Source organism: Algoriphagus vanfongensis DSM 17529 (assembly GCF_000429465.1).
GTDB classification, from domain to species: Bacteria; Bacteroidota; Bacteroidia; order Cytophagales; family Cyclobacteriaceae; genus Algoriphagus; species Algoriphagus vanfongensis.
Map to the genome: position 1 here is coordinate 202,455 of NZ_AUBX01000011.1, position 22,105 is coordinate 224,559.

15 protein-coding genes are annotated in these 22,105 nt (G+C 45.5%); 6 read left to right on the forward strand and 9 right to left on the reverse strand.

The annotated features are described in order from the left end of the window. Positions 1 to 98: 98 nt before the first annotated feature. From G460_RS22650 to G460_RS0109875, 8 genes are all read right to left on the reverse strand, one after another. A complete protein-coding gene (locus G460_RS22650; RefSeq protein ID WP_051315997.1) occupies positions 99 to 1,760 on the reverse strand; it encodes an alpha/beta fold hydrolase in 1,662 nt (553 codons plus the stop codon). Between the two features lie 291 nt (positions 1,761 to 2,051). Further along, positions 2,052 to 5,228, reverse strand: a complete 3,177-nt coding sequence (locus G460_RS0109845; RefSeq protein ID WP_026955196.1) for an efflux RND transporter permease subunit — start codon at positions 5,226 to 5,228, stop codon at positions 2,052 to 2,054. 32 nt (positions 5,229 to 5,260) lie between these two features. Continuing rightward, positions 5,261 to 6,370, reverse strand: a complete 1,110-nt coding sequence (locus G460_RS0109850) for an efflux RND transporter periplasmic adaptor subunit (protein WP_026955197.1) — start codon at positions 6,368 to 6,370, stop codon at positions 5,261 to 5,263. Between the two features lie 22 nt (positions 6,371 to 6,392). Then, a complete protein-coding gene (locus G460_RS0109855; RefSeq protein WP_026955198.1) occupies positions 6,393 to 7,718 on the reverse strand; it encodes a TolC family protein in 1,326 nt (441 codons plus the stop codon). A 114-nt stretch (positions 7,719 to 7,832) separates the two neighbouring features. Further along, positions 7,833 to 8,411, reverse strand: a complete 579-nt coding sequence (locus tag G460_RS0109860) for a TetR/AcrR family transcriptional regulator (protein WP_026955199.1) — start codon at positions 8,409 to 8,411, stop codon at positions 7,833 to 7,835. A gap of 108 nt (positions 8,412 to 8,519) precedes the next feature. After that, a complete protein-coding gene (gene arsS / locus G460_RS0109865; RefSeq protein ID WP_026955200.1) occupies positions 8,520 to 9,551 on the reverse strand; it encodes an arsenosugar biosynthesis radical SAM (seleno)protein ArsS in 1,032 nt (343 codons plus the stop codon). Between the two features lies 1 nt (position 9,552). Further along, positions 9,553 to 9,885 carry an arsenosugar biosynthesis-associated peroxidase-like protein gene (locus G460_RS0109870; RefSeq protein WP_026955201.1) on the reverse strand — a complete coding sequence of 111 codons (333 nt, stop codon included), beginning with the start codon at positions 9,883 to 9,885 and terminating at the stop codon, positions 9,553 to 9,555. A 229-nt stretch (positions 9,886 to 10,114) separates the two neighbouring features. Next, positions 10,115 to 11,437: a rhamnogalacturonidase gene (locus tag G460_RS0109875; protein WP_026955202.1), complete on the reverse strand. Its 1,323-nt coding sequence runs from the start codon at positions 11,435 to 11,437 to the stop codon at positions 10,115 to 10,117. A gap of 138 nt (positions 11,438 to 11,575) precedes the next feature. Between G460_RS0109875 and G460_RS0109880 the strand changes: the two genes are divergently transcribed. Continuing rightward, positions 11,576 to 12,706 carry a serine hydrolase domain-containing protein gene (locus G460_RS0109880; protein ID WP_026955203.1) on the forward strand — a complete coding sequence of 377 codons (1,131 nt, stop codon included), beginning with the start codon at positions 11,576 to 11,578 and terminating at the stop codon, positions 12,704 to 12,706. A gap of 3 nt (positions 12,707 to 12,709) precedes the next feature. Here the strand turns inward: G460_RS0109880 and G460_RS0109885 are convergent, their stop codons facing one another. Then, entirely contained in the window at positions 12,710 to 12,931 is a 222-nt protein-coding gene (locus G460_RS0109885) for a DUF3820 family protein (RefSeq protein ID WP_026955204.1), read from the reverse strand. A gap of 268 nt (positions 12,932 to 13,199) precedes the next feature. On the opposite strand from G460_RS0109885, the gene G460_RS0109890 reads away from it, so the two are divergent. The 5 genes from G460_RS0109890 (at position 13,200) to G460_RS21730 (ending at position 22,094) form a co-directional block, all read left to right on the forward strand. Next, positions 13,200 to 13,802 carry an RNA polymerase sigma factor gene (locus G460_RS0109890; protein ID WP_026955205.1) on the forward strand — a complete coding sequence of 201 codons (603 nt, stop codon included), beginning with the start codon at positions 13,200 to 13,202 and terminating at the stop codon, positions 13,800 to 13,802. Between the two features lie 90 nt (positions 13,803 to 13,892). After that, positions 13,893 to 14,999, forward strand: a complete 1,107-nt coding sequence (locus tag G460_RS22655; RefSeq protein ID WP_169817509.1) for a FecR family protein — start codon at positions 13,893 to 13,895, stop codon at positions 14,997 to 14,999. Positions 15,000 to 15,131: 132 nt separating this feature from the next. Then, complete coding sequence (locus G460_RS0109900) at positions 15,132 to 18,503, forward strand: SusC/RagA family TonB-linked outer membrane protein (protein ID WP_245578721.1); 3,372 nt, start codon at positions 15,132 to 15,134, stop codon at positions 18,501 to 18,503. A gap of 18 nt (positions 18,504 to 18,521) precedes the next feature. Further along, complete coding sequence (locus G460_RS0109905; RefSeq protein WP_026955207.1) at positions 18,522 to 20,108, forward strand: RagB/SusD family nutrient uptake outer membrane protein; 1,587 nt, start codon at positions 18,522 to 18,524, stop codon at positions 20,106 to 20,108. Between the two features lie 213 nt (positions 20,109 to 20,321). Then, positions 20,322 to 22,094: a 3-keto-disaccharide hydrolase gene (locus G460_RS21730; protein WP_084421241.1), complete on the forward strand. Its 1,773-nt coding sequence runs from the start codon at positions 20,322 to 20,324 to the stop codon at positions 22,092 to 22,094. Positions 22,095 to 22,105: the final 11 nt, after the last annotated feature.

Genomic DNA, 22,105 nt, shown 5'->3' on the forward strand with positions numbered 1-22,105 from the left:
TTGAGAATTCAAATTAGCTCTGCAAAGTGACATGGACGTGTCAATTTCCGCCAGATATCCCTACAAAACCGACAAGACTCAATAAAAAGCAGTTTTCTTTAAAATTCTGATATCAAGGAAGATGGGCTGATGCCAAATTCCCTTTTAAAGCATTTGGAAAAATAGGAGGGATTGGAGAAGCCTGTCTGAAAGGCGATCTCAGATACTCCAAATTTGCGTGTGTTTAGTAGCTCTTTGGCGCGATGAAGTCTGACGGAAGAGATGAGTTGATTCGGTGATTTGTTGCTGATGGCTTTGAGTTTTCGTTGCAGTTGCCTTTCACTGACAGCCATTTCCTTGGATAGGATTTCCAAGCTGAATTGTTCATTATTCAGGTTTTCATCGATACATCGGATGACATCCTCCAAAAATGACTCGCTCCAAGATTGCGGCAGGTTGCTGGTCAGATGTGTGTTGCTCGGAATAGTGTCGCTGACTTTGTAGAGATCTTGGGGTTTTGACTTGGAAGGCTTTAAAAAATGGAGGCTTTTTTGAATGGTAAGCCCCGTACCGGAAAGCAGGTTTTTTACTGTTTCAGTGATCAGGATTTGGTTGGGAATTGCCTTCGTTAGCATTTCATCTAACCAGATTTTTGTCTTTTCATTGTGCCAAAGTGAAGTCTGAAGCGAGACCTCCATCATATGGATTGCAATCGCAGACTTTCTTCCCTGTTGTTTGAATAGCTCTATCAAGCCTTTGCCACAGTAAACCGCTTTGCTAGGTCCATCAAAGGAGAGTGCCAAAGAATCAGAACCCTGATGAACCGTTTTTCCTTTGAATTTGGCAATCAACTGCCGAACTGAGTGCCACTCGAGTTCAGCATTATTTGAATTAGGTTGGATATTGGCCGTGAGGATGCAGGTTAGTTTTTGCTCAATGGGAAGAGAGGCTTGAGTATTGAGGATAAAAGTCTTCATGAGCTCCAGAATTTCAGAACTGTTCTCTGCCCAAAACAAATGATCACTTCCTTCTAACTCTACAAAAGTGGCACCCGGAATCCGCTGTGAAATGAAGCGTCCCTCTTCGATTTTGACATCGATGTCATGCACCCGCTGCATCATCAATGTCGGCACCCGGATCGTATTCAGAATATTGACGATATCCACTAGCGTATTCATTTTGGTCAATACCATCGCTGCACTTGGACTGGCTCCTGACCTGAAGTACTGAGCCAGCCAATCCATAAATTCCGGATCATCGGCGCGGGATGGGGCTAAGGTTTCCAGTTCCATTTCACCGCTTCCCCAGCTGTTTTCGATCATGTCATAGACCTTTTGCCGCTCCTGATCAGTCGGTGCCCAAGGATAGTCTGGTGAATATTTTCTCTTTGCAAAGATCCCAAAACAAATCAGGGAGATCGTTCGATGTGGATAGGTGGCAGCAAAAAGAGCCGAGACAGAGCCGCCTTCCGAATGGCCAAAAAGGACGGCTTTCGGGGAATGTACAGCATCCATCACTGCTCGGATGTCGTCCATTCGATCTTCTAAAGTTGAGAGCTCGCTGATCCGATCAGATAGTCCGGTTCCTCTTTTGTCAAAAAGAATAACCCGACAGATTTGCCCCAATCCCTGAAGGAAATCAGCCAAGGAAGGACAAGTCCACATCAGGTCGATATTGGATACCCAGCCGGGTATGTACACTAAGTCGATCGACCCAGAGCCGAAAACTTGATAAGCAATGTTGATACTTCCGCTTTTGGTATAGCGTGTCGCTGGTTTCATGATGCACTATTAAAAAGATTATAAAAAGTATGAAAGGGTAGACGTGTAAGTTACTCAAAACTAATTGTATTTGTAAGAGCTTCTTGTGATTTTGTTTTATAGAAATCTGATCGGTTAATATTGGAAATCAATCAATTACGTGTTAAATAAAATTTTAGAACTGAGCCAGTAAACAATAATTGGCTGTTTGTGTGCTTCTTTTTTCTGGTAAAAACTAAATGGTCAAAACAGCTAAAAACAGAAAATGCCGACTTTCTAGCCGGCATTTTCTTATGAGATTTATTTCTGTTATTAATGTCCTCCGTCCCCTTCTTCAGGGACATAGGTGGATTCTAGTCTTGCCAGTTCTTTTTTGCCATAAGCGATCTTTGTGATCACTACATAGAGCACTGGCACAAAGAAAATAGCCAAGAAGGTTGCAGCTAGCATTCCTCCGATCACAGTCCATCCGATGGTCTGTCTCGCTACCGCACCAGCTCCATTGGAAATCGCCAAAGGCACTACTCCAAGAATAAATGCTAATGAGGTCATGATAATCGGTCTCAGCCTCAATCTTACAGCTTCCAAAGTAGCCTGAAGCAAAGGCATGCCTCTGTCCACCCGCTCTTTGGCAAACTCCACGATCAAAATGGCGTTTTTCGCAGCCAAACCGATCAGGGTAATCAAACCAATCTGGGCATAGACGTTGTTGTCTAGTTTTGGAAGGAAATGCAATGCGATGATCGCTCCGAAAGCTCCTAGTGGCAGCGCCAAAAGTACTGAGAATGGCACAGACCAGCTTTCATACAAGGCTGCCAAAAGCAAGGAAACCAAGACAATTGCCAAAGTGAAAATCAAAATGGTAGAATTGCCGGATGAAAGCTCTTCTCTACTCAAGCCAGAGAAATCGTATCCATAACCCGCTGGCAACACCTCAGCGGCCACTTCTTCCAAGGCCGCCAAGGCTTGACCGGAAGAATAACCCGGAGCGGCGTTTCCGTTGATTTCAGCGGAGCGGAATAGGTTGTAGTGGGAAATCACTGGAGCATTTTCCACCACTTCATAGCTGATCAGCGCACTCAAGGGAACTGACTCACCGCTGCTACTCTGCACATAGTATTGTTCCAGATTGTTGATCCCGGCGCGGTAGGTAGTGTCAGCTTGCGCTACCACTCGGAAGTTTCTCCCGTATCTCGTGAAGTCATTGACATAGGAGCTCCCCATGTAGTTGGACATCGTGGTGAAAATCTCAGAAAGCGGCACGCCCAGTTTTTTGGCTTTTTCACGATCTACCGTCACATGATAGCCTGGTGTTTTTGCCGTAAAGAAACTATAGGCCATGGCGATCTCTGGACGCTGGTTGGCAGCCGCCAGAAATTGTCCCATGGTTTGCTCAAATTCTTTGATATCTCCGAGAGCGGATCGCTGCTCCAGCATAAAGCTGAAACCGCCCGTGCTACCCAAGCCCGGAATCGCAGGTGGCGGAACTACCACAATGTTTCCTTCTGTGATGGCTGCAAATTTCTGGTTCAAAGTGCCCAGCAAACCGCCTAGCTGCAAAGAAGGTTCTTTTCGCTCATCCCAAGGATCCATCTGCACAAAGAAGGTAGCAGCATTAGGTTTGAAAGAGAAGTTGATCACGTTCAGTCCACCAATCCCGGTCACGTGGTTGATTCCATCAGTTTCTTCTAGGATTTGGTTCATCTGCTGCATGACAGCCTGAGTTCGATTACTTGCCGCGCCTTCAGGAAGCTGTAGAGTCACGAAAAGCCTTCCTTCATCTTCAGTAGGAAGGAAACCAGTAGGCTTGGCTTGGAAGAGTCCATAAGTACCTGCGAAAATACAGATCAGCAAAATCAACATCAAAGGAGCTTTTTTGATCGTATTTCTCACACCAGAAGTATAAGAACTGGTAGTTCTTTCAAACCATAAATTGAACTTGTAGAAAAACTTGTTGAGTCCTTTGCCATGCTCATTGACTTCAGATGGCTTGAGCAAAAGCGTACACAAGGCTGGCGTCAAACTCAATGCGACAAATGCAGAAATCAAAACAGAAATCGCAATTGTAATCGCAAACTGCTGGTACATTCTCCCCACAATGCCTGGGATAAAACCTACCGGAATAAATACCGCTGCCAAAATCAAAGCAATGGCAATCACCGGTGCGGTAATGTCTTTCATTGCCAATCGGGTAGCCTCTTTCGCAGAGATTTTTCGAGTGTCGATGTAGTGCTGAACCGCCTCTACTACCACGATCGCATCATCCACCACGATTCCGATCGCCAATACAAATCCAAAGAGTGTCAGCGTATTGATCGTGAAACCAAGCAATGGGAAGAAAATAAAGGTACCGATGATAGAAACCGGAATCGCCAGTACAGGAACCAAGGTAGCTCTCCAGCTTTGCAAAAAGAGAAATACCACCACAATCACCAAGATCAATGCCTCGACAAATGTGTGCATTACTTCATTGATAGAAACTTCTACCACTGAGACAGACTCAAATGGAACGGTAAAGTCCATGTCTGAAGGGAAGCTTGCTTTGAGTTCTTCCAAAGCCGCATAGACTCCTTCTGCAGTTTCTAGCGCATTACTTCCCGGAGCCTGGTAGACTAGCAAAATAGCAGCTTCCTCTCCGTCCAATGTCGAGTAGCGACCATAGTCAAACTGTCCCAGCTCGATACGGGCCACATCTCTCAGATACACCAATGATCCATCTTGTGGGTTGGTGCGTAATACGATGTCCTCAAACTCCTCGGCACGCTCCAATCGACCATTGACTGTGATCGGATATTCGAAAGCTTGGGTGTCAAATTGCGGCATGCTGCCTACGGTTCCCGCAGCTACTTGAAGGTTTTGCTCCTGGATCGCTGCAGTCACTTCTCTGGCAGAGATGCCATATTGAGCGAGTTTGTCTGGTTTGAGCCACACTCTCATACTGAAATCCTGACCGATGGCAGTAATATCACCAACACCATTTACCCGAAGCAAGGCGTCTTTGATGAAAATATTGGCATAGTTGGAGAGGAATTTGGAGTCGTGAGTCCCGTTGGGAGAGGTGATGCTGAGCACCATCATGATGGATGGATTTCTCTTTCTCACGGTGACTCCGAGTCTTCTTACCGCTTCAGGCAAGGAAGGCTCAGCGATGGAAACACGGTTTTGCACATCCAGTGTCGCGATGTCAATGTCAGTTCCTACTTCGAAGGTGACATTCATCTGCATCTGACCGGTGGAGGTATTGTTGGAGGAAATGTAGGCCATTCCCGGAGTCCCATTGACTTGGGTCTCAATCGGAGTGGCTACTGTCTGCTCTACCGTTTTCGCATCGGCCCCGGTGTAATTGGCAGAGACAGAAACCACCGGCGGGGTGATATCCGGATATTGAGTCACGGGGAGATTGAGGATGGCCAGTGTGCCGACAAGCAAGATGACGATCGAGATCACCATTGCCGTCACGGGCCGTTTTATAAATACGTCTGATATCATGTGTAATGGATCAAATCTGAATGAAAAATGATTTATTGAGCAGCCTGCTCTCTGATAGGAGCTCCTTCTCGCAACTTTTGGATTCCGGTGATGACGATTTTGTCTCCATCAGAGAGCCCATTACGAACGACGATTCCCTCACCGATTTGAGTTCCCAAAGTGACATTTTGCTGCTTCACAGTGTTGTCGGCTTGGACGACATACACGAAGTATTCGCCCATTTGCTCGGTCACAGCCTTGTAGGGAATCAGGATTTGCTCACCGATATCCTCGTTCATCACGAGTAGGTTCACGGTCATACCGGGAATCAATTCTGCATCAGGATTTGGGAAATTGACGCGAAGATTGATCGTGCCGGACTGTCTGCCTACGGCTCTATCGATCGTCGTGAATTCTCCACTTTGAGTGTAGATAGACCCATCGCTAAACCTGATTCTAAACAAGGAGTCAGGGTTGTCTTCAGCTCTTAGCAGTCTGTTGAAGCGAGGGATTTCTCTTTCATTGATCACAAAGTTGAGAGACATAGGATCATTGGAAGAAAGCGTATTGAGCAGTGGTTGTCCTGGTGAGACTTGCGAACCCAAGCGCACCTGAGAGATTCCTACAGTCCCATCAAAAGGAGCTGTCAATACAGAATATTGGTAGTCAGTGGTCGCAGATTCCATTTGGGCTTTGGCTGAGGACAATTGCGCTTCAGCGTTCAAAACTTCCGTATGTGCATGATCCAATGTCTGCTTTGCAATCGCATCTTCCTGGTCTAGACGCTGATATCTTTCGTAGTCTTTTTTGAGTCGAGCCAGATTAGCTTCTGCACTTTGTACCAAAGCTCTGGTTTGCTCCAGAGATGCAGCATATTTGCTTCGGTCGATTTCATAAAGTTTCTGTCCTTTTTTGACTTGTTCGCCGTCTTTCACATAGATGTTGGTGATGTAGCCACTGATCTGGGGACGGATTTCGACCTCATTGAGCGGTACCAAAGTCGCTGGATAAACATCTGTTCCGGTGACTGCTTGCTTGTGTACCTGCACGGTGGTCACCAGCGTAGGAGGAGGTGCCTGTTGGGCTGTCTGTGCATTTTGCCCACAGGAGCTGGCTGCCAAAAGCAACACAGCAAAAGAAAATAGGGTAAGATATGATCTCATGGTATAGAAAATTTTTAGCCGGTTAATAGTTGATAGATCCCAAGGCTTGATCCAAGTCTAATTTGGAAAGCAGCACTTGATAGAAAGCATTGATATGATTGATTTGGGCGGTCTGAAGGTCGGTCTCTGCTACGACCAGATCCACATAGGCTTTGACACCCTCGTCGTATTGCATTTTGATGATGTCATAGACATTCTCAGCCATCTCCATGTTTTCACGGATGATTTCCCACTCGTAAAGGCTGGAATTATAGGCTGCCAGAGCGGTCTCATACTCTGTGTTGATCTGATTGGAGAGATCTTGCAATTCCACTTGGCCACGCTCCACTTGAAGCTGTGCAGCTTTCACCCGATGCACTCTTTTGCCACCCTGAAAAATCGGGATGGAAAGATTCAGCCCTACTGCAGAAGTGGGGTAGGATTGCTGGTAGAGATCGGAGAAGTTTTCGTTGAAATACATCCAGTTGTAGCGGTAGTAGGCTGAAAGCTGAGGCAAGTAGTTCCACTTTTCATAGGCTGTCTGGATTTCATTGAGAGACTGCTGAGTCTGCATGAGTCTGTATTCGACTCTATTTTCCAAAATCAGCGGATCGGTACTGTCCTGAGCGATCTCATCGATGGCGCCTTTGACGTCGTAAGCAATGGTAAATTCTGCATTGTCAGGATGCCCGATGAGTTGCTTTAAATAGCTGTATTTTGCTTCGAAAGAATTCATCACCCGATTTTGATTGCTCTTGGCATTGGTCAAGGTGATAAAGGCACGCTGATAGTCCGTCTTGTCCACCAAGCCTGTCTCATAGCGCACTTTGGCATCTTTGTACTGCTTCTCCAGCCTTTCCAGATTTTCTTCTACGATTTTTAGTTCTTCTTCTGAAAGCAGGATGCTATAAAATGCCCTCGTCACATCCACTACAGTATTGATTTTGGCATTTTCGATGACATCCTCCAGCTGGCTTCGATAGTACTTGGATGTTTTGGAAGCGAAAAGCTGATCGCGCGTGAAGAGGTTTTGATCTACTTGCAGCAGGACGTTGGAGTTGTATGGCTGACCAAAAGTGATCAGCTGGTCTCCAATCGCATTGGTCTGCAACTTAATATTGTAGGCCCCTGCCGCACTGGCGGTGATCTGAGGATACCAGCCTGCGATGTTGGCTTTGATCTCTCGATCTCCGATCTGCTCGTCTAGCTGGGCTTGTCGAATAGTAGGGCTTTGGATCATGGCATAATCCAGCACTTCCTGAAGGCCTACTTGGCCTTCGAGTTTGGGGATTTCCTCCTGCGCCATCACCCGGATTGTGGATAAAAAGAGTCCTAGGCTGAGGAGCAGGGACTGCTTCGAATAGGTCATTTGAAAATTAATTAGTTGGTTTAAGAATATATATTTTGGACTACCGGGACTGGCTTTGTAGCTGAGCGGTTTCAAAAAAACCAGCAGCCAGCGCCGGAAGTGAATCAGTACCTATCAGTTGGCCTTGATCGCGTCCCAGATCAGATAAGGATAGGAGGATAGATCCACCTGATTCCGCTCAAGTTTTTGAGCAAAATTCTTTTTGACCTTGGCCAGAGACTGGGCTGATTCGTTGACCAGTATTTTTAGGATAATTGGGTTGAGATCCTTGATGGCTCCTTCTTTGATACCATCTAAGTAAAAATTTTGGGTCCATTGAAACCACTCTGGATGCTTGGCTTGCAGCTCCTCCGAATTGTAGGGGGATTTTAAGAACTGTTCCAAAAACCCTTGAATGTCAGGGTTTTCGGAGTAGAATTCCAGCAAATTGTCCCAAAAGCTAAAGAACCTTTCTTTAAAAGGAAGATTCGGATCGTCCTTGGAGGTGACTTCCCGATGTTGTTTCTGGATGACATCCTGAAAAATCCCCTGAATCATCTCTTCTTTGCTTTCGAAGTAGGTGTAAATAGTTCCCGCTGCGACCCCGGCTTTTTTGGCTACCTGACTGATCGGACAGCCGTGAAATCCGTGCTCGTTGATCAGTTCCAGTCCGCTGCGGATGATCTGACTTTTTTTGTCTTGTTGATTTTCCATAGAGTGAATGAACGTTCAATCATAATCAAGATTGAATAGTTCCCCTCTGAATCAAAAAAACTTAAATTTTATTTGAATGCTTTATAAAGTGCTTTAAATCAATTGGTTTCAGGTCGTCTGTCCCCCGCAACTGGAGCCAAGGCCAGCGGTGCAGCCATAGCAGTGTTGATTGAGAACAATAGCGCGAGACTGCAAGGCTTTCATATCAAAATCGCTGATGTGTTGTGATTTGCCAGCAACTTTTAAATCCAGCATCTGATTGAAATCACAATCGTAGAGGTAGCCATCCCAGCCGATAGAAAGGGTGTTTCGGCACATCACTCCAGACGCAGCAGAAGGATTGAAAGCCTCTATCAGTGTCTGCATGTATTCCTCATAATTGCCACTTGAGATCAGGTAATCCAAAAAGCGACTAATAGGCATATTGGTGATCACAAAGAGTTGGTTGAATTCCACTCCGAATTTCCGCTTTAGTTCACGTTTGAAGTCTGCTTCCAATGATTCCTGCGGACCGGGCAGAATTGCTCCGGTGGGATTATAGACCAGATTGAACTGCAACCCACTTCCTTCTATTCCATAACCGACCTCATTGAGCCTGCGCATGGCATCGATGGATCGGTCAAATACGCCATCTCCTCGCTGGCGATCTGTCCTCAAAGAAGTGTAATGGGGTAGGGAAGAAATGACCTCTACCTGATGCTCTGCAAAAAACTCTGGGAGATCGTGGTATTTTTTATTGGCATTGATGATGGTCAGATTGCAGCGATCCATGACATGCTTCCCCATACCTGAAGCCTGCTCGACCAGCCATCTGAAATGTGGATTCATCTCGGGAGCTCCTCCAGTAAGGTCGAGAGAGGGGATGTCATATGCTCCAAGGATGTCCAGACATTGCTGCATGGTTTCCTTGGTCATGATTTCCTTGCGATCCGGTCCGGCATCTACATGGCAGTGTTTACAGGTTTGATTGCACATTTTACCCAGATTCATCTGAAAGATGTCCACTCCTGTAGGTGTGAGTGGAGAAAGTCCAATCGTCTGAAGCTTTTCTACAAAAGGCTCAAAACCGTCTCGATTGAGTACGTCCAATTGGGCTTCTCCTTTTGCAAATACATGTCCTTGTCTTTGCAGTGATTTCATATCACATCATTTTCTTTTTGGCCTGATTCATCATTTGCACACCGTGCACGAGAGAAGCTCCTCCTCGAATGGCTCCGGCTACATGGACAGCTTCCATGAGTTGCTCTTCGTTGCAGCCCTTTTCCAGAGTATCAGAAGTGTATGCGTCGATGCAGTAGGGACACTGGATGGCATGAGCTACCGCCAATGCAATTAGTGATTTTTCGCGGGCTGTCAATGCACCTTCTTTGAAGACTTCTCCATAATAATCAAAAAATTTGTCAGCCAACTCCTGCTGAAATTCGCCAATGTTTCCAAATTTCTTTAAGTCTTCCGGTTTGTAATATGTGTCCATAGTTTTGTTGAGCTAAAGTGATAGGGTGAAAAGATACGGATTCAGCACGAATGACGGATCCTATTGCTTCTGTTCAACAGAGAAATTAGGAGGAGGGTTCTATGGATGCATGAAAGATTTTTAGATTTTGAAGAGGATGCTTTTATTCTGTAAGATCAAAAGCCCTTTATTTCATAGGTTGATGAATGAAAGGCTTATTTGTGCTAATTAGATATGGAGTAGCGATTATCTACTTATTCAAAGTAGCTCCATTTACCTTCACATTTTTGATTTCAAAACCCGAGACAAGTTCTGGTTTGAAGTTGGCTTTTTCGGTTTGCACCTCAATGTTTTCGAAGTGAAAGTCCGACAGTCGATCATGCTCTGTGATTGCTACATCGAAGAAAATGTCGCATTCCAGTTTGATGTCTTTCATCGTGATGTGATCCGAATAGGAAAGTGGAACATCCGGTCTTCCTTTGAGATCAAAAAATTGGGTCCACGGCTTCACATAGATGAAACTGTGAGCTTGTCCCTCGATGTTTTCTACCGTGATGTATTCGTAGTGCTGAGGCGTATCAGGTCTCATTTTGAGCCAAAGAAGCCGATGTGCATCTTGAATTTTGATGTTTCGCATCAAGATGTTTTTGTTGTGGATGGATTCGCTACCACATGTCAGTGCGGAGTGGCAAAATCCAAATTCACTGTCTTCGATGAGCACATGTGTGTTTTCGCCATTGTTTGGGTCTTCATCGGCCCAGGGCCCTTTTCCTCCCTTCAGTGCAATAGCATCGTCATTGACAGAGAGATAGCATCCTTTGATCAGGACATTTTTCACCACATCTAGGTCTATCGCATCCGTACTAGGAGCCTTGACTGGAGAGCTGGGAGAGGTGATCGTGAGGTCTAGGATTTTTACATTTTCACACTGGTAATAGTGACTACTCCAAAAGCCAGCATTGATCAGACTGACATCTTGGAGTTGGATGTTGTTGCTTTTCCAGATGAAAACCAGCCGAGGCCTGGATACTTCCAGATTGGTACAATTAGGATCTTCTTTTCGTCTCTGCCAGAATGCTTCCCAGAATTTGAGACCGTTGCCATCGATGGTTCCTTTGCCAGAAATCGTAAATCCATCCACCTCATAGGCATTGACCAAAGCGGCGAAATAGTCTAGGTTTTGTCCCTCCATTCGGGAGGGGATTTTTGGGTACTCATTGATGTCATTGGAGCCTTTGAGCACCGCACCTTCCATGACATGAAGGTGAGTATTCGGCTTGAAAAAAAGCGCTCCACTTTGAAAAGTGCCCTCTGGGATAACGATTACGCCGCCTCCATTTTGAGAAGCCAGGTCGATGACTTCTTGGATTTGAGTCGTTTGGACCAGGTCTGGATCATTTTTTACCCCGTGATCAGTGATGATATAGGATTGGCCGAGCGAGGCTTGTGAGATTTTGGAGTCGTCGTGAAACCAGTCCGAAATAGGGCTGCCATCTGGCCAGAGATCTTGATCTTGGGAATAGGCAGTGCTGAAGATCAAAAAGGCAAAAAAAATGGAAAAGAGATTTTTCATAAGGGAATGATAAGGATTTGACAATATATAGCCAAATCTCGACGGACCCATCGGGTACTTTCTGGTCCAAGGAGGAAAGAATCTGCCTTTCAACAAGTTTCTCTTCCTTTCGCTGTGCATTCAGGGTACTTTGAAAGCATGAAAAAACTAGCTGTCCTTACCCTGTGTTTGTTTTGTTATGTTGCAGTAGCTACTGCTCAGGATGTTACTTTGAGGATACGTCAGTTGATGGAGGATAGACCAGTCATGGGACTCTCTGTAGCTGTGGTCAAAGATGGAGACTTGGTTTATCAAGAAGCTTTCGGCTGGAAGGAGGATGGAAAAGTCAAGCTGTCTAGTTCGGATATTTTCCGGATCGCCTCGATTTCCAAATCCTTTTCTGCTACCTCTATCATGCAGCTGGTGGAGCAGAAGAAGTTACGTTTGGATGATGATGTGAGCGACTTGATGGGCTTCAAGGTAAGAAATCCGAACTACCCAGATCGGGTGATCACCTTGAAAATGCTGCTTTCACATACATCCAGTATCAATGATTCTGAGGGCTATTTCACATTGGATGCGATCAATCCGGCCAAAAATCCAAATTGGGAAAAAGCATACAATGCCTATGCTCCAGGGGAAGGCTATCAATATTGCAATCTGGCTTACAATATGACAGGAACTATCATTGAGAAGTATTCAGGAGAGCGCTTTGATCGCTATGTCAAAAGTCACATTTTAGAGCCCTTGGGGCTTTATGGAGGCTTCAATGTCAATGAATTGGATGCTACGAAATTTGCCAATATTTATTCGTTTGATACCAAAACTGAAGAATTCAAGCTGTCTCCAGCAGCCTATGCACCACGGAAAGAAGAGATTGCGAATTATGTTGAGAACTACAGCACGCCTATTTTTTCTCCTACTGGAGGGATGAAAATTTCAGCTCTTGACCTTGCCAGATATATGATCATGCATATGAATCATGGCAAAGGTGAGCAAGCCAAAATCATCAGTAAAAAGAGTTCGAAAATCATGCAAACACCGCTTTCACCAGATGAGAATTATGGACTTGCACTCTGGAAAACGGACAAGTTGATTGAGGGGGAAATGCTGACTGGACATACTGGATCAGCATATGGACTATACAGTGCGATGTTTTTTGATCCTAAAGAAAAATATGGAATCGTGGTGATCAGCAATGGCTGTGACCCATCCTATGAAGAGGGCTACAATGCCGTGATCAGACAGACGGTGAATATTCTCTACGAGGAATGGATCAGTGAAAAATAAGGCTCAGGCTTTGTACCTATTTTTGAGCTCGGTCAATATGGCCTCTAGCCCGTTGAGTCGGATTTCATAGAGTGTATGGAGCCACATGCCGAGTTTGCCTTCCGGAAATCCCCTCCCATGCATCCAGACCAAATAGTGCTCAGGGATATCGCAAAGAAGCCGTCCTTTGTACTTTCCAAACGGCATTCGTTTGGTCACCAGATCGATCAGTATTTGTTGGTCCATGGGGTAAAAGTAATGGGATTTTCCATTGACTAAATTCTAAATCTATTGTTTTCAAGCTGAACTTAGACTGTTGTGATTCAAATAGTCAGATTTTGTTTGAGTGGTTTAAATGTTCTTTCAGATGCCTGAATCAGGATATAAGTAGGTGTTATTCTTGTTTTTACACTATTTTTTCACTTCATGGTTTAAAAAAAAGTATACTCGTCTTTTTTATACTTTGTCTTTTTTTTCAAATTTTAGCTTTCAATTAACTAACCCAATTTCCCCAATGAACCTAGCCCCTCAAACCTCCAGGGAGGAGTCGACCTATTGGACACTTTTGCAAGAGGGCAGTCAGGCTGGGCTTGAATTTTTCTATCAAAAATATGTCGACGACCTTTTCTCCTTTGGGATGGGAATAGTCCGCTCAGAGGATCAGGTTAAAGATGCTATTCAGGAGGTTTTCTTGGATCTTTGGAAATATAGAGGTCGACTAAGTGACTCTGTACAAGTGCGCTCCTACCTTTACAAGTGTTTGGCTCATAAGATTTTCAGGCTGCACCGCAAAGATCAAAAGACACAGCAGATGAATTGGGAATATACCGGTGAGCGTGAGGCAGTAGTAGAAAGCTCCGAGTCTAAATTGATTCAATTTCAGGTGGAGGATCACCTGCGAGAAAGCCTGTCTCAGGCGATTGCCAAACTTCCGGAGAGACAAAGAGCTGTCATCAACTGCCTGTTTTTTGAGGAGTTCAGCTACGAGGAGACTTCCCAGATCATGAATATCAATCTGCGATCTACCTACACATTGGCATGGAAAGCGATAGCCAGTCTTAAAAAACACCTGTTCAAGGCGATGAATATTTTGTTTTTATTGGCTTTTCTTGGTTAATCTATTGATTCTTAATTTTTATTAAAAAAAATCCCATTTGAGAGGATAACTCTGGGTCTACTCGGTCTTATAGCTATGAAGACCGACCCCATGAGCAAATCAGATTATACTGTAGAAGACTTTGTTTTGGACTCTCTTTTCAGGGAGTGGATTTTTGCCAACAAGGCAGATGCAAAGCTCTATTGGGAGTCGTACATGCGCAAGCATCCTGAGAAAATCAAGGATATCGAGCAAGCAAGGACGCTTTTGGTTCATTTATCTCAGGAGAAGGCCCAAATCTCCAAGCTTGAGAAAAGGCAGCTGTGGGAGAATATCTCTTCTGAAATAGACAGGCAACATGATGAGCCGAGTGAAACCAAAGTCATTCCGATGGATTCGTGGTCTGCCATCAAGCAGTTTCAAGCGGAGCAGCAAAAGAAATCAAGAGTGGCGTGGAAAAGGAAGGCCATAGCGGTCCTGCTGCTGGTAGGCTGTGTCGGTTATTTTTTGACTCGGTCATTTCCGGAAAAAGTACCGCCCCCTCCTCCGAAATTGGCTGAAATGGAAGTGCTACAAGCTCCAGCAGGAGTCAAATCGACCATTACACTGGAGGATGGGTCCAAGGTCTTTTTGAACTCTGGGAGCAAGGTCACCTATCAAAAAGGCTTTACAGATAGCTTGCGGCTATTGACATTGGAGGGTGAGGCATTTTTCGAAGTAGCCCATGATGAGAACCGGCCATTTATTGTGCAGACAGGAGCTTTGTCGACGACTGCCTTAGGGACATCTTTTAATATTTCCTCCTTTCCGGGAGAGGACATTGCGATCTCACTGGTGACAGGCGTGGTGCTGGTAGAAAAGGATGATTCAGAAGAAAAGGAAGAGCTCCATCCCGGTGAGGGAATTCAGGCTTCAAAGGATGCATTGACTTGGAGCAAAAATAAATTCGATTCTGAGATGGTGCTTTCCTGGATGGATAAGACCTTGATTTTTAATAAGGAACCTTTTGCCAAGGCCAGTGAGCGATTGGAAAATTGGTTTGGTGTCGAAGTCATTTTTGAAAATACAATTCCTGGAGACTTGATGGTTTCTGGAAAGTTTGTCGACGAAAGTCTTGAAAATATCCTGACAGGATTGAGCTATAGTTCACGATTTGACTATCAGATCCAAGGAAAAAAAGTACGTATTCATTTTAAACAAAAACCCGATATCCTATGACAAAAAAGCCAGCAAAGTAAAAGGCCGGAGGTGCTAACACTCCCCGGCCAGTAGCGGTTTTGATCAGTCTTGGCGGATCGTCAAAACCTCTATTTCAACCATTCACTAATAGTTAAAACATGAAGTAAAGTTATGAAAAAAAGCATACTGTTACGCTTATTGGCTATGTCCAAAACAATCCTATACAGTTTTATAATTCAGTGCTTTTCGATGAGCTTATTGTTGGCCAATTCTGGCAATGCTCAAATCAAAGCCATAGACGAGGTTCCGGTCAGACTGGAGCTTCAAGGATCCACTGTTCAAGATGCTTTTTCGAGAATCGAAAAAGCTACCGGGTATAACTTTGTCTATACCTCTAGAGAGCTGAAAAATATTCCGGCAGTCACGATTTCCAACACAGGAAGTCTCTACGACCTGCTGGTAGATTTGTCTCAGCAGACCGGACTCAACTTCAAGCAGGTCAACAAAAACATCCATGTCCGAGTAGATGAGAACCCCAATCAAGATGAGCAAGTCAGCATCGAGCTTGTCCCTCAGGAGACTGTTACTGGGACAATTGTAGATGAGACCAATTTCCCATTGCCAGGCGTGTCTGTGATCGAAAAAGGCACTTCCAATGGTACTGTGACAGATTTGGACGGGAAGTTCACCTTGACTGTGGAGTCTTCGGAATCTGTGTTGGTATTTAGTTTTATCGGGATGCAAACGATCGAGATGCCGGTGGGAGCCCGCCGTACCTTCGATATCACCATGCTGGAAGATACCCAAGCGCTGGACGAAGTAGTCGTAGTAGGATATGGTACTGTGAAAAAATCTGACCTGACAGGTTCTGTGGGTGTGGTAGGTGCTGAAGAGCTTCTCAAAGCTCCTGTAGCCAACGCCCTTCAGGGTTTGAAGGGGAAAGTAGCAGGTGTCAATGTATTCCTCAACTCCGGTTCGCCTTCATCTAGCCCGAGAGTATTGATTCGTGGTCTAGGTACGATCAATTCCTCCTCACAGCCATTGTATGTGGTAGATGGAGTGGTGATGGAAAACATTGAGTTTCTCAATCCAAATGATATCGAAAGCATGGAAGTGCTGAAAGATGCTTCCTCTACAGCGATCTATGGTGCTCGTGGTGCCAATGGTGTCGTGATGGTTTCTACCAAAAGAGGAGCTAAAACAACCGGTGAAATCGTCTCTTATGATGGCTATGTGAGCATCGGTGTTCTTCCAAAAAAGATGGATGTACTCAATGCTGAGGAATTTATGCAGGTATTGGAGCAAGGTTTTGCCAATCACAGCAAATACAGTGATTCTGCGATTCCTGCCTTTACCAGAAATGATCCCAACTTGTTTGATGCCAATGGAAATCCTCTCTACGATACAGATTGGCAGGAAGAGGCGACTAGAACCGCCATTTCTAACAACCATCAACTTTCCTTCCAGTCCAAGTCTGAAAACTCTTCCTTTGGAGCGTTTTTGAACTACTCCAACTTGGAGGGGATCATGCTCAATAACTACCTGGAGCGTGTCAACGGTAAATTTGCCTATGATGCCACTCCTAAGAAATGGCTTTCCATTGGCTTGAACCTATTGGCAAATAGCACCAAGGAAAATGTCTTTGAAGAGAGTGGAGGGCACCAGATGCCTAGAAGATCCATGATCGAGATGCCTGCTATTTTCCCTGTGAAATTCCCTGACGGTACCTGGAGCAACTCTTCCATGGTGACAGATCCTTATGGATTCGAGGCGATTCCTAACCCAGTCCACGTCTTGGAGACGCAGGATAGATTGAGAAAAAGAACCAAATTGTTTGGTAATATCTATACCACATTCCACATCCTTCCTGGATTGGATTTGAGAACTCAGTTTGGTTTTGACAAAAACGACTACAACGAGCAGACTTATAGCCCGACGGACCTGATCAATATCAGTTCTCCGAATGGATATGCCTACCTAGGCAACTCCCGCTCGCTCTACTGGCAGCAGGAAAACTACCTGACCTATACCAAGGAATTTGGAGATCACTCCATCAATGCCATGGCCGGTTTGAGCTGGCAGAAAAGAACCGATGAGTTCTTCAATGTGAGTGCCACCGGTTTCTCGGACGATACCTTTACTTTCAACAGAATACAGGCAGCTTCTCAGCCAGGAACTCCTAACTCTGGATACGATGAGTGGAGCATGAACTCCTACTTCTTAAGAGGTAACTACAATTACAAAAGTAAATATCTCGTGACCTTCACAGGTCGTGTAGATGGTTCTTCGAGATTTGGTGACAACAACAAATACGGTGTCTTCCCATCCGTAGGTGTGGGGTATGTACTTTCCAATGAGCCATTCATGCAAGGAATGTCCAGCATCAGTGAGTTGAAGCTTCGCTCCAGCTGGGGTATCACCGGTAACACCGAGATCCCAACGTATCAGTCTTTGGGTACGATCTCTACCGCGACTACTCTGATCAATGGCACCCGTGCTCCTATCAGCTATGTCAATAGACTTCCAAACCCAGATTTGGAATGGGAGAAAACCCGTCAGTTTGATATCGGGTTTGACTTGGCATTGATGGACAGAGCATTGACTTTGAGCTTTGATTACTATCACAAGTTGACCACAGATCTATTGCTGGATCGTCCGGTGCCTTCTTCTTCTGGTTTCTCAGCTGTAAGAGACAATATCGGGTCGGTTTCCAACCGTGGTGTGGAAGTATTGGTGAAAGCTTTCCCAGTGAGTACAAGCAATCTGACTTGGGATACCAACTTGAATTTCTCCTACAATATCAATGAGATCGAAAAGCTCGGTGAAAACGACGAGGATATTTTCCCTGGTCCAAACTGGGTGTCTGGTAGCCAGACTATCTTGAGAGTAGGCGAGTCTTTGAGCTCTTTCTGGGGATTTGAAAGATTGGGTACTTGGGGTACAGATGAGGCCGCAGCAGCCGCTGAGGTCGGAGCTATTCCAGGTGAGGCCAAGCGAAGTGCAGAGAGAAGGATCATCGGAAATGGACTTCCAAAATGGACAGGAAGCTTCATCAACAATGTCTATTACAAAAACTTTGACTTCACGTTGGATATCCAGTTTGTAGCAGATGTGGATATTCTTCAGCAGTTTTTCCACTCTACCGAAGACCGTACTGGTCTGGCCAGTGGATTGGCGTCTACCCTCTATGATGCATGGACGGAAGACAATCAGAATACCATGGTGCAGCAGATCAGAAATGGCGTCTATTCAGGACAAAACAGTGAAGTGGATAGCCATTGGGTGACTGACGGATCCTATATCCGTGGCAACTTGATTTCTTTGGGTTATACCTTCAATGAAGTGATGGCCAAAAACAAAGGTTTTAGAAATCTGAGAGTTTATGCCAACGTACAAAATGCCTTCTTGATCCACTCCAAGGATTTCAAAGGTTACGATCCGGAAGCTTCCTCATGGGAAGGCAATCAGTGGGGACAGAATATTTTCTTCTTCCAGTATCCAAGACCAAGAACGTACACGCTTGGACTAAGCCTTCAATTCTAACCCAAAAAGAACGAACAGATGAAAAAGATAACAACTCTATTTCTAGGACTGAGCCTAATGACTGCCTCCTGCGATAGCTTTTTGGAAGAAAAGCCAGTAGATGAGGTAGCCTCTAACCAATATTTTCAGAGACCGGAGCATGCCAGAGATGCGGTAAATGCGCTCTACAGACGTGGTGCGATGCAGATGTATGAGACGGGCGTTTACTCTGGTTCCAGAATTATGTTTGGAGCCTATGTGTCCGGCTTTGTGGACAATGATTACAAAGGACAGGAGTTTCATGTGCAGCGTGGACAAAACATCGTGTTTGATGGCTTGAACCTGTCTGACTACTTCAATTCCATGTGGTCTGATATCTACGTAGGGATCTCCAGAGCCAACAATGCGATCAAGTATATCCCGGAAACTCCAGGGCTTACTGAAGCAGATGCCAATCAGTATTTGGCAGAGGCGAGATATTTCCGTGCGTACAATTACTACTTCCTAGCTCGAATGTTTGGGGATGTGCCGATGGTGACAGAGCCTTACGAAAGCTTGGAAAACCTTTTCCTAGAGCGCACTCCTGTAGCTCAAATCTATGACCTGATCCTAGAGGATTTGGAGTTTGCGATTAACTCAGGTGGTTTGCCACAAGCGACGATGGTAGGCAATGCCGGACGGATCACCAAAGGAGTGGCTCAGACACTTTTGGCTGAGGTCAATTTGACCATGAGCGGTGCTGCCGTGAATGCCGACCGATATACTCAGGCTGCACAAGCTGCCAGAGAAGTGATCAATTCAGGTGTATATTCTTTGGTGCAGCATAGCCGTGCCGGAGATGGAGAGTTGCTAGCTAATGGATCTGCCTACAACAAGATCAAGGACAGCGAGCAGATTCCTAGCGAATACATCTATTTCTATGAGTTTGACGCGACGATTGCAAACAATGGCTATCCAGCATTGAGTTTCCCTGTGAGCATGGCGCCGTTGGTATCTTATGCGATCACCAACAATGCCTATGGACCTACTCCAGATCTTTTGAATTCGTATGATGCCGAAAATGATCTCAGAGTGCAGGAGAAGCAGTATTTCCACTCTTCCATCGTGATCGACGGAGAGACTGTTGAGTTCAATACTTCTCCCTACATGTGGATGGATGAGACGGCGATTTTCGGATCTGCTCAGTCTAGCCGTGACATCCCGGTGTCCACCTACGCCGATGTATTGTTGATCGCTGCTGAAGCTATCGCTCAGTCCGAAGGGGTAACCCAAGAGGCTGTCGATTACTTGGCACAGATCAGAGAGAGAGCTTACTGGAAAGAAGATCCTCAGGCAATCAGAAGCCAGCTTTCTTCACTTTCCGTAGAGGAGTTTGTAGAGGAAGTTTGGAAAGAAAGAGTAAGAGAATTGGTCTACGAATTCCCGATTTGGTTTGACGTGATGCGTACGCGCAAGTTCCCTCAGGCTGCTGAAGGCGGATCCGGTGAGATCGAATTTGTCGACGCGGTAGGAGCTGTGAATTTCTTCGGAGCTACTGTCAAAGAATCTACCATGCTATTCCCACTTCCAGAGCAAGAGCTTCAAAGAAATCCATCTTTGACTCAGAATCCTGGATATGCGAATTAAGCATTCCTAAATCCATCAGAGTGGACAGGGTCAGGAGAGCTTTCAGCTTTTCTGGCCCTATTTTCGATTTTAGGAGGCCTTCCCGGAGATTTAGATTCCCAAATTGAGCCATTCTGCACAGGTAAGTATTGGTATTCTCTCGACTTTTGGATTATTTAGCGCCCTCTTAGTCGGGATATGCCCCGCAATCTCTAGTAAATCAAATAAACCTATATGTTTTCCAAAACTAAATTACTTTGGGCCTGCCTGGCCATGGGGGTACCCATTTGCTCGGCTACAGCCCAAACTCAGCTGCATTTAGCTGATTTCTCCAACAACAAAGGCTCTTGGTCTGAAGTCGCCAAAGTATGGGCCAATCCTCTGGGGGAAAATGAACTCCTAAGCTCCGGAAGCGGTGCCATCTTGGTCAATCAGCCCAGTAAAAAGAAAGAAGGAGTCGATATCGTCTCTAATGAAAAGTTTGGCGATGCCGAAATCACCCTCGTGTACATGATGGCTCCCGGATCCAATTCTGGACTCTATCTCCAAGGACAATACGAAATCCAGCTTCGAGACAGCTGGGCAGTAGTGGAGCCTAAGGCAGGTGACAATGGCGGAATCTACGAGCGCTGGGACGAAAGCAAACCCGATGGACAGAAAGGCTATCAGGGATATGCTCCCCGTCAAAATGCTTCCAAAGCTCCTGGCGTATGGCAAGAGCTGAAAGTACGCTTCAAAGCTCCTCGTTTTGATGCTGCTGGACAGAAGACTGCCAATGCAAGAATAGAATCTATCGTGCTCAATGGAGTCGAAATCCATCGGGATGTCGAGCTTTTCGGACCTACCCGTGGAGCATTGGCTGGAGGCGAAGTAGCCGAAGGACCTATCCGCATCCAGGGAGATCATGGCCCTGTGGCGATTCAGTCCTTGACTGTAAAGCCAATGGACACGCCAGCTCCTAGCTTCTCTGCAATTTCTTACGAAGTCTATCCGGGATCTTTCAGAGAGATGCCTGCACCAGCTGAATTGAAGGCTGCCAACACAGGTTCTATCTCTTCTTTTGATGAGTTTTCTACGGGCTTGACAGAGGCTTCCCTGACCAAAATGGAAACCAAGCTATCTGTGAAGGAAGCAGGAAACTACACCTTCACGATGACTGTGCCTAATGGCATGGGGTCATTGCAGATCGATGGAGGTCAGGCCGAATTGAAAGGCGGAACTATCCGCGTGGAGAAGAACCTGACAGCCGGCGAGCATGCCGTGACCATCTGGGCTTCCAAGCCGCAGGATTGGACGACTGAAGGATTTGAATTGACCGCTTTCGCAGATACGATGTGGGAGACGACCTATAGCATGTCAGCGGGAAGCAGACAAGGATGGGCGACTGATCCTATCTTGGTGGACGCCGAGGATGTGCCTGTATTGCGTTCATTCATTCAGGTGCCGGATGCACCGACCATTTCTCATGGGATTTCTGTGTCATCTCCATCTGGGACACATTTCTCCTATGATTTGAATTCCAATCAGATCATCCGAGTATGGAGAGGTGGCTTCTTGGATGCCACACCGATGTGGAATAGCCGTGGTAATGGCGTTTCCAGACCTATGGGGGCTGTGGCTGAGCTGAATCAAGGCGACGAACTGTTCTATACTTCTTCTTTTGCTCCGATAGCGGATGAGTTGAAATCTAAAGGATATCAGATTTTGGGTCCTGGGTCAGTAGAGTTTACGGCTGTTTCCGAATCCGGAAATGAGTTCAAAGATAAAGTGCAGGTCTTGGAGGGAGGAAAAGGAATCGTACGAACGATCACCTATTCAGATTTTCCTGCTGATACATGGATCAAAGTAGCTCCTGGACAGGTCTTGGTAACCATCGATCGTGGATTGTATTGGATTGAGGACAGTGGATTGTTCCTTTCTATTAGTGAAAAGATCCAACCAGAAGTTCAAAATGGATCAATTTACATTCCAGCCAAGGCGAGTTTCCAATATCGCCTCCTGTTTTAATCTAGACCCCA

What these genes read in the sequence shown, in the direction of transcription:
- G460_RS22650 (WP_051315997.1), bottom strand. Translation starts at nt 1,760, where the DNA reads ATGAAACCAGCGACACGCTATACCAAAAGCGGAAGTATCAACATTGCT.
- G460_RS0109845 (WP_026955196.1), bottom strand. Translation starts at nt 5,228, where the DNA reads ATGATATCAGACGTATTTATAAAACGGCCCGTGACGGCAATGGTGATC.
- G460_RS0109850 (WP_026955197.1), bottom strand. Translation starts at nt 6,370, where the DNA reads ATGAGATCATATCTTACCCTATTTTCTTTTGCTGTGTTGCTTTTGGCA.
- G460_RS0109855 (WP_026955198.1), bottom strand. Translation starts at nt 7,718, where the DNA reads ATGACCTATTCGAAGCAGTCCCTGCTCCTCAGCCTAGGACTCTTTTTA.
- G460_RS0109860 (WP_026955199.1), bottom strand. Translation starts at nt 8,411, where the DNA reads ATGGAAAATCAACAAGACAAAAAAAGTCAGATCATCCGCAGCGGACTG.
- arsS (WP_026955200.1), bottom strand. Translation starts at nt 9,551, where the DNA reads ATGAAATCACTGCAAAGACAAGGACATGTATTTGCAAAAGGAGAAGCC.
- G460_RS0109870 (WP_026955201.1), bottom strand. Translation starts at nt 9,885, where the DNA reads ATGGACACATATTACAAACCGGAAGACTTAAAGAAATTTGGAAACATT.
- G460_RS0109875 (WP_026955202.1), bottom strand. Translation starts at nt 11,437, where the DNA reads ATGAAAAATCTCTTTTCCATTTTTTTTGCCTTTTTGATCTTCAGCACT.
- G460_RS0109880 (WP_026955203.1), top strand. Translation starts at nt 11,576, where the DNA reads ATGAAAAAACTAGCTGTCCTTACCCTGTGTTTGTTTTGTTATGTTGCA.
- G460_RS0109885 (WP_026955204.1), bottom strand. Translation starts at nt 12,931, where the DNA reads ATGGACCAACAAATACTGATCGATCTGGTGACCAAACGAATGCCGTTT.
- G460_RS0109890 (WP_026955205.1), top strand. Translation starts at nt 13,200, where the DNA reads ATGAACCTAGCCCCTCAAACCTCCAGGGAGGAGTCGACCTATTGGACA.
- G460_RS22655 (WP_169817509.1), top strand. Translation starts at nt 13,893, where the DNA reads ATGAGCAAATCAGATTATACTGTAGAAGACTTTGTTTTGGACTCTCTT.
- G460_RS0109900 (WP_245578721.1), top strand. Translation starts at nt 15,132, where the DNA reads ATGAAAAAAAGCATACTGTTACGCTTATTGGCTATGTCCAAAACAATC.
- G460_RS0109905 (WP_026955207.1), top strand. Translation starts at nt 18,522, where the DNA reads ATGAAAAAGATAACAACTCTATTTCTAGGACTGAGCCTAATGACTGCC.
- G460_RS21730 (WP_084421241.1), top strand. Translation starts at nt 20,322, where the DNA reads ATGTTTTCCAAAACTAAATTACTTTGGGCCTGCCTGGCCATGGGGGTA.